The following is an 11752-nucleotide window of genomic DNA, read 5'->3' on the forward strand; positions in this document are numbered from 1 at the left end:
ATCCTCTCAACACGCAACGGACACGCCGCAGCGGATGCACTGCCAGACCCGCGATACGCTGCTGATAACATCATCAGCGAAGGCGCCTGCAGCGGCCGCACGCTGTCCAGCCGCACGCGCCACCCTCCGGCAAGCGCGGCTCTCCCCGCCACATCCGGACGCGTGCAGAGCGGCCCGGGGGAACCGGCGAGGCGTCCACGCTTCCCGGCGTTCTGAAGGGATCGCAACTCGGATGGCAAGTCAGCCGGGCGGAAGTGATCATCAGCCGTGCCTGAAGCGATCACCGGAAAGGGTGACGGGGTCGGCCAGGAGGCGCCAGCACGTCCGGGCAGGGGCTGCTGGGCTCGGCCAGCCCTCCTGTCGGATTCGCCGTCGCGGCACGTCCAGCCCACGACCCATCGGTCTGCTGCCTCTCCCGATTTTCCTGGCGCCGCGCCTGGACCTGTGCGGAGCGGCCCGGGGGAACCGGGGGCGGGACGTAGAACGCCGGCTTCGATGCTTCAGGTCCCGCGACAGGCGGCGAGGCGTGTCCCGTCCCGGTTTCACCGGGCTGCTCCCCCGCGAACGCGCGAGGCGCCCGCGCGCCTCGGCTTGTCGCCAGTGACGCGGCAGCTTATCGATGGGGATCGCAGCCGGTCGTGCAACCGGCCCACCCGTCAGTCGCGGCTGCCCGCGATCCAGGTGGCAGTCACCTGCAACTGCGCGTCCAGCAACACCAGGTCGGCCTGATGACCGGCGGCGATCCGGCCGAGCCGATCGTCCAGGCCCAGGCACTGCGCCGGATACAGCGAGGCCATCCGCGCGGCCTCCTCCAGCGGTACCCCGAGCCACTGCACGCTGTTGCGCACGGCTGTGGCCATGTCCAGCGCCGAGCCGGCCAGTGCGCCGTCGGCATTGCGTACCACGCCGTCCACGGCGGTGATGGTTTCGCCGTACAGGTCGAAACTGGGGCTGTCGGCACCGACCATCGGCATGGCGTCGGTGACCAGCAATAGCTTGCCGCGCGGTTTGGCGGCCAGCGCCACGCGCAGGCTGGCCGGGTGCACGTGCACGCCATCAACGATGATGCCGCACCACACATCGGGGTCTTCCAACGCGGCGCCGACTGCGCTGGGCTCGCGCCCGGCCAGTTGCGACATCGCGTTGTACAGATGGGTGAAACCGCTGACGCCGGCGGCAATGCCGTCGCGCGCCTGCTCGTAGCTGGCCGCGGTGTGGCCGGCAAACACGATCGCGCCGCCGGCGACGAAGGCGCGGATGTCGTCCAGCGGTACGCGCTCGGGTGCGAGCGTGATCAGGGTGACGCCGTTGTCCAGCGAGGTATCGACGGCAATCTCGTGCGCGTCGGGCAGGCGGAACTTGTGCGCGTCGTGCGTGCCCTTGCGGGCCGGGCTCAGGTACGGGCCTTCCAGATGGATACCGAGCACGCCGGGCACGCCTTGCGCGATGGCCTGGCGCGTGGCGTCGATCGCCTCGGCCATGACCTCGGCGGTGTCGCTGATCAGCGTCGGCAGCATGCCGGTGGTGCCGTAGCGGCGATGCGCCGCCGCGATCGTGGCCAGGGCCTGCGGGTCGCGCGCATTGTTGAACAACACGCCACCACCGCCATTGACCTGGATGTCGATGAAGCCGGGCAGCAAGGTGGCGCCGCCCAGATCCACGCGCGTATGCGCCTGCGCAACGCGCGCATCGTCGGCCGCCACCACCGCCTGGATCTGCGTGCCGGCCAGCAGGACCACCAGCCCATCCTGCAAGCCATCGTCGGTGAGCACGCGTGCATTGCACAACGCTTGAATCGGGGAAGCATCCATGTTCAAACGGTTTCCGTGACCTTGTTCAAGTGCGGCGGCAGATCGGGATTGTTGCCACGTTGCAGGGCCAGCGCGTTGATCGCGCGGTAGAAGCTCTGCACGGTCAGCAGCGGCGCGCTGGCCGGATGCGCCGCATCCACGAGCGGCAGGTCGCCGTCGGGCGCCGCCAGCCATACCTGCGCACCACGCGCGCGGAATTCGGCGGCGAGCGCACGCGTGCCGGCACCGGTTTCGTCGGGCTGGGCGAACACCAGCACCGGGAAGCCCGGCCCCACCAGCGCCATCGGGCCGTGCTTGACCTCGGCCGAGCTATACGCCTCGGCATGCAGGCCGCAGGTTTCCTTGAACTTCAGCGCCGCTTCCTGCGCCGCGCCCAGGCCCAGGCCGCGACCGAGCACGAACAGGTTGTGTGCGGGCACCAGGCCGGCAGTGAGCGCGGACCAGTCGGCCTGCCAGGCGTCGCGCAATTGCTGCGGCAATGCCTCCACCGCCGCGAGCAGGGCCGGATCGTTCTTCCACACCGCGCCCAGGTGCAGCAGCGCAGCCAGCGAGGCGAGATAACTCTTGGTGGCAGCGATGCTTTTTTCCGGGCCTGCGCCCAGCGCAATCACCACCTCGGCCAGCTGGGCCAGCGGCGAATCCTCGACGTTGACCAGGGCGACCACGCGCGCGCCGGCCGCCTTGGCGGCCTCGGCATTGCGCAACAGGTCCGGGCTCTTGCCCGATTGCGAGATCACGATGTACAGCGCGCCGCGCAACTGCAGCGGCGATGCATAGACCGAACCCACCGATGGCGATGCCGAGGCAGTGACGATGCCGAGCTGGGTTTCGAACAGATACTTGGCGTAGGTCGCTGCGTGATCGGAACTGCCGCGTGCGCAGGTCACCACGAACGGCGGCGGCGTGTCGCGCAGCGACTGCGCGAGTGCGGCGACAGTGCCGGCGTTACGGGCGAACTGCGCGGCGACCACGTCGGCGGTCTGCGCCGCCTCGCGGAACATCAAGGTCTCGGTTTCGGTGGGAAGGCTCATCGGGCTCAGGCGGATTCGGGGGGGAAGGATTTGGCGGACGGCGTCTGCGCCGGTGCAGTGGAACCGCGCACCACCAACTGCGGCACGAAGCCGCGGTTCTGCAATTGCGCGGGCTGGTCGTCGTAGGCATCGCTGCGCAACTGGCTGATCAACAGGCGTGCGGCATGCCGCGCGATGTCGTCGGTGGCCTGCTTGGCGGTGGTCAGGGCCGGCCAGGACTGGCGCGAGAACGGGCTGTCCTCGAAGCCGGCGATCGACAATTGATACGGCACGTTCATGCCGGTGGACTTGGCCGCGGCCAGCACACCCGCGGCGATTTCATCGTTGCTGCCGAAGATCGCGGTGGGCGGCTCGCGCAACGACAGCAGCCGGCGCGCGCCACGGAAGCCGTCGTCGAAGGTGTAATCGCCGGGAATCACCAGGTGCTTGTCCAGGGTGATGCCGTAGTCCTTCAACGCGGCCTCGTAACCGGCATAGCGCTCGCCGCTGGAGCGGTGCTGCGGGCCACCCCACAGGAACCCGATGCGCTGATGGCCCAACTGGACCAGATGCTCGGTGATCTCGTAGGCGGCAGCGCGGTCGTCGATATGGACGCAGGGGCCATCGCCCGGATCGTCGGTGGCGGCGATGATGCGCACGCTCTTGATGCCGCGTGCGGCCAGGCCGGCCATCAGCTCGGGGCGCTCGGACATCGGTGCGGTCAGCACCACGCCGGCCAGCCGCGAGCGCTGCACCCATTCGGCCAGTTCTTCGGCCAGCAATGGCGAGGTGGAATCGCAGGGATGGATCTGCAGCCCGAAGCCGGTTTCGCGGCAGGCGGCCAGCACGCCGTTCTGGATGCCGATGATGTGATAAGGATTGGGATTGTCGTAGACCAGGCCGATCACGAACGGCGTGCCGCTGCGCAGATTGCGCGCGGACGGATCGGGCTCGTAGTCGAGATCGGCGATGGCGCGCAACACGCGCGCGCGCGTGGCCTGCATCACCGACGGTTCGTTGTTGATCACGCGCGACACGGTCTTCAACGAGACCTTGGCGCGCTCGGCGACATCTTTGATGGTGGGCCTGCGCATGGGTGTGCCTTGTTCGTCGGAACGCATCATGCTGCCTGGTTCACTTGGCCTGGGCCGGCAGGCCCACGCGGTGACCACGCAGCGAATAGAACAGGATGTACAGATAGCACGGCACCATCAACGCGGCGAACACGGCCTGGAAGTCGTGGTGCTGTTTGAGAATGGCGAACAGCTGCGGAATGATCGCGCCGCCGGCAATGCCCATGACCAGCAATGCCGAACCGATCTCGGTGAAGCGGCCGAGCCCGCGAATGGCCAGCGGAAAGATCGCCGGCCACATCATCGCGTTGGCAAAACCGAGCGCGGCCACGAAGCCCACCGACACATAGCCGTGGGTCAGCAGCGCGCCCAGCGAGAACAGCACGCCCAGCAGCGCCGACACGCTCAGGTACCGCGCTTGCGAGATCACGCCCGGAATCAACGCCAGGCCGACGATGTAGCCAACCAGCATCGCGCCCAGCGTGTAGGAGGTGAAGATCTTGGTGCTGTCCAACGGCAGATTGAAGCCGCGGCCGTAGGTGCCGATCGCATCGCCGGCCATCACTTCCACGCCCACGTAGACGAACAGGCACAACACGCCCAGCCACAGGTGCGGGAACTGGAAGATGCTGGACTTCTGCACGCCGGCCGCGCTGCCGGGCGTGGCATTGGCCTCGGAGGCCTGCAGCTCCGGCAGCGGCGAGAACAGCACGCCGATCGCCAGCAACAGCAGCACCCCGGACATCACCAGATACGGTGCATGGATCTTGGCGGCGAACGCAGTGAGCAACTGCTGCTTGGTCGCCGCATCGGCGCTGGCCACCTGCGCGGACAGATCGCCGATGCCGTGCAGCACCAGCGAGCCGATCAGGATCGGCGCCAGGATGCCGGCGATCTTGTTGCAGATGCCCATCAGCGCGATCCGCCGCGCCGCGCTCTCGATCGGCCCGAGGATGCTGATGTACGGGTTGATCGCCGTCTGCAGCAGCGCCAGGCCGCTGCCGATCACGAACAGGCCGCCCAAGGCGCCCGGATACCAGCGCTGGGTGGCGAACTGGCCGAAGCCGGCCGCGCCCACCGCCATCACCACCAGACTCAGCGCCAGCCCCTTCTTCATGCCGGTGCGCTTGAGAATCCACGACGCCGGCAGCGCCAGGAAAAAGTACGACAGGTAGAACACCATCAGCACCAGGAAGGCATTGACCTCGTTGAGGTCGAACGCCAGCCGCACGAAGGTGATCAGCGGCCCGTTGATCCAGGTGAAGAAGCCGATGATGAAGAACAGCACGCCGACGATGGCGATCGAGACAACGGGATTTGCGGGCCTGGCGGTAGTCATGGATCGGCTGGCTCTTGAGTTGTCGGTGGGGGACGCCGCGCTGGATCAGCGACGCAGTTCGGCGACGAAATCGTAGAAATCGTTGTGGCAATAGGTGTCGGTCAATTCGATCGCGCTGCCGTCGCGCGCATAGCCCACGCGCACCACATGCAGGATCGCCTCGCCGGTCTTCATGCGCAGGTGCTCGGCCAGCCGCGCAGGCAGATTGATCGCGCGGAAGTACTGCAGCGCACGCACTACCGGGGTGCCCTGCGCATCCAGATAGCTGTAGAGCGAGTCGCCGATCTGCTGCGGGTCGGCGACGATGCGCTGCGGCAACACCGCGTGTTCGTAGGCCATGACACGGTCGTCGGCGCTGCGCAGGCGGGTCAGCGAGGCCACCGCCGCATCCGGCGACAGGCCCAGCCGCAGGATCTCTTCGCCATGCGCCGGGCGCAGCCGCCGCTCCAGCCAGCGCGTGCCGGGCTCGTAGCCCTTGATGCGCAACGTCTCGCTGAAACTGGTCAGGCCACTGAGCTGGTGCTGGATCTGGGTGGTGACGAAGGTGCCGGCGCCCTGCCGACGCGAGACCAAGCCCTGTTCGACCAGCACGTCCACGGCCTGGCGCAGGGTCACCCGCGAGATCTGCAGCCGCTCGCACAGCTGGCGCTCGGCCGGCAGCGCTTCGCCGGCCTTCCACTGCGCGCTGCGGATCTGCTCGTCCAGCTTGCTCGCCAGCTGCAGATACAGTGGCGTCGGCGCGGAGGCATCCAGCGTCAGCGCGTCCATCCGGGGGTCGGTGTCCGTCCTGGCTTCGGTTTTCGGTTTGGCCATTGCCCGTCCTCCGGACCGACTTGGATTCGTTAGGTCCAATATAGTACCAATTTGCCCGGAGCGCATTAGCGGCCGCCGCTCCCGGCAGACGGCGCAAGGTGCCGGCTGCAGGCGCCATTGAACTCGCGGACGGGCCGCGGCCCGGCAGGCAGCAGGGAGAGGACACCATTGCACCTGCGCGCGACCTGGATCGGTGTCACCACATGTCCGGCTGAGAAGACGTCCGCAGCAGGGACTGCCCCTGCCGACCCATCTGTCGCTCACCGTCGTCGAACGCCACGCACTCGCCGAACTGCACCCCTGCGGCGCCGCCAGGCGTCTGCGCTGGCTTGGAGGAACAAACACCAGCGGCGAGGAACTCCCGACAACGCGGGGGCGACACCCAGCCCGCACCTGTACAAGGACCCGGGCATTCCCCTGCGCGCTTGATGCACATGGCCAGTCAGCCGGCCCGTTCGCCAGCCATCCGCCGTCAACGTAATTGCCCTTGGTCGATGCGCAGCAAGCCCCGCTCCGGGGTGGCAGCGAAGCCCAGCAACTGCAGACCCACGCCCAACACTGCGTCCTGCCCTGGATCGACGCGTGACTGCAGCCGCCAGCGTCCATCGCGCCACAGGTGCAGCTGTGCATCGGCCTGCACGCCGGCAGGCAACGCGGCGTCGGGCAGCAGGGTCAGCACGGCGCTGTCGTCCACGCAGCGCGGCTGCCCGGACAAGCGCAACGGCGGCAGACCGGGCAACTCGCCCGCGCCACTTGCCAGCAGTTGCAGGCCGACCCGCCCACGCGCCTGCACGCAGCCGGTGGCATCGAACAGCAGATCCACCTGCTGCAGCTCCACCGCCAGATCGATCAAGGCCATGCCCGCCGGCTGGCGCAACAGCAGCTGGCCCTGCGCATCGCCGATACCGTATTGCGCGCCATCCACCAGCAGCAGTTGCAGCTGCGTGGCCTGCAAGTATACCTGGCGCTGTCCACGCAACAACGGCCAGACACGCGGCCGTACCGTGACATCGCCGAAGGCGATGCCTTGCCATTGCACCTGCCGCAAGGTGCCGGCCCATACCGGCCCATCCACGTCCAGCGCCGAGAACGGCAGGCCCTCGCGTGGCAACACCAGGCGCAGCGGCAGCCACGCCAGCAGCGCGACAGCCACCATCACCAGGAAGACCAGGATCCAACGCAGGCGCGTCACGGTGCAGGCTCCGCAAACCCGCAGCGTACCCGCAGTTGGCCCTGGTCGCGCACGATGCTCAGCTGCGTTGGCGCCAGGCCATGCGCCTGGCGCAGCCGCTCCAGCCAGCCGAACAAGCTGGCGGCGCTGACCGCATCGATCTGCACGTCCACCCCGCCCGCTGCGTTGCGCTGCTGGGCGGTGATGCCGACACCGGCATCGCGTGCGCTGCTGGCGATGAGCTCGTTCAGTGCCGCCGTACCAGGTGCAGCGGTACGCCTGCTCGCCGATGCCTGCGCAGATGCGTCGAGCACCAGCTGCGCCGCAGCGGCATAGCGCGCCTGCGCCTGGGCATGCCAGTGCCGCAACGGGGTGTAGAGCGCATACCAGGCGACGAACGCGGCCACGGCAGCGCACATCACGCCCAGCATCAGCCGCTCGCGCGGCGCACGCGCCTGCCACCACTGCGTGCAGCGTTGCACAGGTGCAGTCATCGCAATGGCTCCAGCACGAATGACGTCCGCAGGCGATCGTCCTCGCCCTGGCTGCTGCCGGGCTGCAGTTGCCACCCCTGCCCGGCCAGCCGCGTGGACAACTTTTGCAGGCTGGCGCCATCGGCGTGCAGCAGGGTGCCGCGCAGCGGCTGTGTGGCGTGATAGTCGATCTGATCCAGTTCCGCCGCCGGCATGGCATCGACCGCCGCGAACAAGGGACCGAGCTGCACGGCCAGGCGATCGGCCGCTGCACCGGTATGCCGGCGTGCCTGCAGCGCGGCCGGCACCGCCGCTGCATCGCGCACGCCCAACTGCGCGGCAGCGCGCGATTGCAGCATGCGCGCACCGATTTCGTAGCGCAGTGTCTGCGCCAGCAACAGCACCAGCGGCGACAGCAGCACCAGCGCGGCCAGCACCGCAAGACGGCGCGCAGTGATTGTCTGCGCAGCGGCCGGCCTTGCAGCGAACGCGTGCTGCAGCAGGTTGATCGGCACGCGCATGGCGCCTTGTGCCAGGCAGGCAATGTGCGCGGTGGCGTGCGCTGGCGGCTGTGCCGGCACGCGCTCGCCCAGCAGCATGCGCGCGGCCTCCGGCTCCAGGCTGCAGGCCAGGCCTGCGCCGCGGATCAGCCAACGGCCATCCCAGTCCATCACCGCTGCCGCAGCATCCGTGGCCGGCTCAAGCAACAGGCAATCGGGCACCACCGCATCGGGGACGACGCCCAGCTGCGTTGCGCGCGCCAACCACTGCTGCAGTACTGCGCTGTCCACCGCAGCGACCAGGCGCGTGCCATCGGCCTCGCTGCGCTCGGCGATCACCACATGCAAGGCCGGCGTCTCCACAGCCAGATGCTCGGCCAACTGCAGGCGTGCAGCCGCGACCGACTGCGCGATGCTGCGGCCGGGCAGGCTCAGCCAGCGCAGATGCACGTCCACGCCCGGCACCACCAGCACGGTGCGCGTGGACGGTTCATACGGCGCGCTGGCTGCACGCTGCGACAGTACCTGGCCATGCGCGTCTACACGCACGGCAATCGCGTGTGCCGTGGCATCGGCGGGCAGCAACAGCAAGGTGGTACTCATTCGTCGGAACTCCATTGACGCGCCACCAGCCGCACGCGGCCGGCAGGATCCTGCTGCAGCAAGGCGTCCAGTACGACTTGCGCGCCGGCGTGGTCGACCTGGCTGTAGTGGGAAAAATAGCGGGTGCGTAGTTCGATCTGCTCCAACACTGCATTGGAAGGTTCGGCCTGGATCAGCGCAGGCTGGCTCAAAAAGGTGTTGGCATCGCGCCATCCCCCAGCCGGCCGCGCGGCAATGACGCGGCGCGCGGCTGCCAGCTCCAGAGCGCCTTCGGTCAGCGCCACCAGGACCGGCGCATCTTCCGGGCGCAGCGTATTGATATTGATCGGCGACAGGCGCGCCTCCGGCAATGCGCACACATGCGGCCGCAACTGCGCGATCACCTGTGGCGTATAGCCGGCGATGGCGCGCAGCTCGCTGACGCCCGCCAGCAGGGTCGCCCCGCTGCGCAACGGCACTGCCGATTGCAGATAACGATCGTCTTCGGCGCCCTGCGCACCGGGCTGGCTGTCGCTGTCGATCCAGTCCACCAGCGCATCGGTCAGCGCCTGTGCCTGTTGCGGTGCGATGCCTAGCACCTCCAGCAAGGCGCGGTACTGTTCTGCGCCGTCGTCGCTGCGCTGCCATTGCTCGGGCGCACCGGCGACCACGCTGTTGAGATTGAAGCAGCCGCCGCGGTCGCGCAGCCGCACACTCACTGCGCCGTCGTCCAGCGGGAAGGTCACCGGTTGATCGTTCCAGCCGCCCTCCAGCGTGGTGCGCATCGGGTCGCGCCTGGCCAGTGCCTGCAGGCGTTGCCGGGCGATGGCTTCGGTGCCCAGCGCATACCACTGCGCCTGCGTCATCGCCTCGCCATTGCCGCTGCGGCGCAGGCCGAAGCGCAGATCGTCCAGCACTGCGACCATCAATAGCGTCATCACCGCCACCAGCAACAACACCGTCAGCAGTGCGACGCCACGTTGCTCGGCATGTGCGTTCAAGGTCTTCATCCGCGCCCCTCCGGCAGCAGGAACAACTGGCGCACGCGGCCCCATTGCTCCAGCTCCAGCTCCAGCGAGATCGCATCCGGCAGCGCGTCGAGCCCGCCGCTCCAGCCATCGCTCCACTGCGCGCGATAATGGAACCCGACCGCTGCCGAGCGCACGCCACGCAACACCACCTGTGGCGTGCCGGCGACTGCACCGTCGAGTGCGGGACGCGCACTGCGCTCCAGGCGTCCGTCGACCACGCGGTATTCCACGTACTGCAGCGACGCGCGCGGCGCCTGATCCGGATTGCTCCAGCCGCGTCGCACAAAACCGAACAGCGGCCCCGGCACACCGGGCGGGCTCGCGACGAACGCGGTGCGTGCTGCGCCGCCCTCGCTGTTGCGCGTGCGTCGCACTGCGGCCTGCTGCAGGTCGCTGCGCAGCAGGCCATGTGCAAGCTGGAACTCGCGAACCTGCTGCAAACGTGCACGCACCGCATCGCGCTGGTCGATGCTCTGGCGCATCACCACCACCGCGGCGACCGCCACCAGCGCGAACACCGCCAGGGCGACCAGCAGCTCGATCAAGGTGAAGCCCGCGCTGCCACGGGTGCCCGCTGCGCTGCGACGTGCGCGGATCATTCGGCGCTCCGCAGGACACTCACGCTGGCGATCTCCTGCGCCTGCGCTGCGGCGCGCACCTGCACCTGGATGCGCACGATGCCGGTACTGCCGGCCGGCATCGACGTGCGCCGCCAGTCCCAGCTGCGTCCGCCCAGCATTTCCTGCCCGCTCGCCGGCGCCACTGCTGCGGCGGTGGGCGCCAGCATTGCGTCGATCGCCTGGTTCTCCGCAACCACCGCAGCCAAGGCGCGCTCTTCCAGCACCACCGCAGTGCGCGTGCTTTCGCCGGACAGGTTCAGCAGGCCAACCACGGCCATGCCGAAGATCGCCAGCGCGACCAGCAGCTCGAGCAGCGAAAACCCGGCGCAGGCATGGGGCTTACCGCAGGGGCGCATCGACCCGCACCACGCCGGCGGCATCCACCACCACCTGCAGCTGTTGCTGGCCGTCGGCCAGCGCGATGCGTTGCGGCGTGGCCGCACCGGTGGGATCGAAGCGCACGCTCAACTGGGTCCCGCCCACCGGCAACTGCGTCTGCACGCCGGCAGGCCAGCGCATCGCGGCGAAAGGCTTTTCATCCAGCGGCATCCAGCGTTGCTGCGCCTGGCGGCGGAACCTGTAACCCCCCGCATCCACGGTCACCTCGACCATGCGCAGGCTCAGGATGGCTTCGTCGCGCGCGTGCAACAAGGCACTGGCCAATGCATCGGCCTGGTCGTGCAGGTCACGCCGCGTATCCGGCAAGGTCAGCACCACCAGCGTGCTGGCGAGTGCGGTGATCACCAGGACGGCGAGCAGTTCGAGCAGGGTGAAGCCGTGCACCTGCGTCCGCGATGCGCGTGCCCGTGAGTGCCTTGCCATGGCCGTTTGCGCGAGCACTGCTGCGACTCAGCGCCAGTTGCCGATATCGGCATTGTCGGCGTCGCCGCCTTCGGCGCCGTCGGCACCGAACGAGTAGACGTCGAAACCACCACTGCGACCCGGTCGACGGTATTGGTATGCGTGGCCCCACGGATCTTCCGGCAGGCGGCGGACATAGCCGCCCTGGCGATAGCGCTCGGGCCGGGTCAACCCGGTCGGCGCATTGAGCAAGGCCTGCAGGCCCTGTTCGGTACTCGGGTAGCTGAGGTTGTCCAGCCGATAAGTTTCCAGCGCCTGCTCCAGCACCGCCACGTCGGCACGCGCCTTCTCGACCATGGCGCGATCCTGGCTGGGCATCACGTTGATCATCACCACGGTGGCCAGCAGGCCGATGATGACGATGACCACCATCAACTCGACCAGGGTGAAGCCGCGCGTTCGCGCTTGCGAGGACAGCGAGCAAGGACGGTGGCGATGATGGATGGACTGCATGAGGATCTCCAGGGA

At 68.5% G+C, this 11752-nt stretch carries 13 protein-coding genes; all 13 read right to left on the reverse strand.

What is annotated here, in order from left to right; all coding sequences use genetic code 11:
- Positions 1-656 precede the first annotated feature (656 nt).
- Positions 657-1811 carry an N-acetylglucosamine-6-phosphate deacetylase gene (gene nagA / locus FHT09_RS09860; protein ID WP_104607035.1) on the reverse strand — a complete coding sequence of 385 codons (1155 nt, stop codon included), beginning with the start codon at positions 1809-1811 and terminating at the stop codon, positions 657-659.
- A 2-nt stretch (positions 1812-1813) separates the two neighbouring features.
- A complete protein-coding gene (locus FHT09_RS09865; RefSeq protein ID WP_104538552.1) occupies positions 1814-2842 on the reverse strand; it encodes an SIS domain-containing protein in 1029 nt (342 codons plus the stop codon).
- A gap of 5 nt (positions 2843-2847) precedes the next feature.
- Positions 2848-3915: a LacI family DNA-binding transcriptional regulator gene (locus tag FHT09_RS09870; RefSeq protein ID WP_104538851.1), complete on the reverse strand. Its 1068-nt coding sequence runs from the start codon at positions 3913-3915 to the stop codon at positions 2848-2850.
- 40 nt (positions 3916-3955) lie between these two features.
- Positions 3956-5233 carry a sugar MFS transporter gene (locus tag FHT09_RS09875; RefSeq protein ID WP_104607036.1) on the reverse strand — a complete coding sequence of 426 codons (1278 nt, stop codon included), beginning with the start codon at positions 5231-5233 and terminating at the stop codon, positions 3956-3958.
- A 45-nt stretch (positions 5234-5278) separates the two neighbouring features.
- Positions 5279-6001 (reverse strand): GntR family transcriptional regulator, encoded by a 723-nt coding sequence (locus FHT09_RS09880; protein WP_166775447.1) that lies wholly within the window; start codon positions 5999-6001, stop codon positions 5279-5281.
- Between the two features lie 517 nt (positions 6002-6518).
- Positions 6519-7229 (reverse strand): type II secretion system protein N, encoded by a 711-nt coding sequence (gene gspN, locus FHT09_RS09885; protein WP_104607064.1) that lies wholly within the window; start codon positions 7227-7229, stop codon positions 6519-6521.
- A 5-nt stretch (positions 7230-7234) separates the two neighbouring features.
- Positions 7235-7711, reverse strand: a complete 477-nt coding sequence (gene gspM, locus FHT09_RS09890) for a type II secretion system protein GspM (protein ID WP_104607038.1) — start codon at positions 7709-7711, stop codon at positions 7235-7237.
- A complete protein-coding gene (gspL, locus tag FHT09_RS09895; RefSeq protein WP_104607039.1) occupies positions 7708-8793 on the reverse strand; it encodes a type II secretion system protein GspL in 1086 nt (361 codons plus the stop codon). Before gspL ends, gspM begins: the two co-directional genes overlap by 4 nt.
- Positions 8790-9782: a type II secretion system minor pseudopilin GspK gene (gene gspK / locus FHT09_RS09900; protein ID WP_104607040.1), complete on the reverse strand. Its 993-nt coding sequence runs from the start codon at positions 9780-9782 to the stop codon at positions 8790-8792. The genes gspL and gspK overlap by 4 nt, the downstream gene beginning before the upstream one ends.
- Complete coding sequence (gene gspJ / locus FHT09_RS09905) at positions 9779-10402, reverse strand: type II secretion system minor pseudopilin GspJ (RefSeq protein ID WP_104607041.1); 624 nt, start codon at positions 10400-10402, stop codon at positions 9779-9781. Before gspJ ends, gspK begins: the two co-directional genes overlap by 4 nt.
- Positions 10399-10779, reverse strand: a complete 381-nt coding sequence (gspI, locus tag FHT09_RS09910; protein ID WP_104607042.1) for a type II secretion system minor pseudopilin GspI — start codon at positions 10777-10779, stop codon at positions 10399-10401. Before gspI ends, gspJ begins: the two co-directional genes overlap by 4 nt.
- Entirely contained in the window at positions 10763-11245 is a 483-nt protein-coding gene (locus tag FHT09_RS09915; protein WP_184416936.1) for a GspH/FimT family pseudopilin, read from the reverse strand. Before FHT09_RS09915 ends, gspI begins: the two co-directional genes overlap by 17 nt.
- 27 nt (positions 11246-11272) lie before the next feature.
- Positions 11273-11737 (reverse strand): type II secretion system major pseudopilin GspG, encoded by a 465-nt coding sequence (gene gspG, locus FHT09_RS09920; protein ID WP_104607044.1) that lies wholly within the window; start codon positions 11735-11737, stop codon positions 11273-11275.
- Positions 11738-11752 lie beyond the last annotated feature (15 nt).

It is taken from the genome of Xanthomonas sp. CFBP 8152, from assembly GCF_014199025.1.
Classification (GTDB): domain Bacteria; phylum Pseudomonadota; class Gammaproteobacteria; order Xanthomonadales; family Xanthomonadaceae; genus Xanthomonas; species Xanthomonas arboricola_B.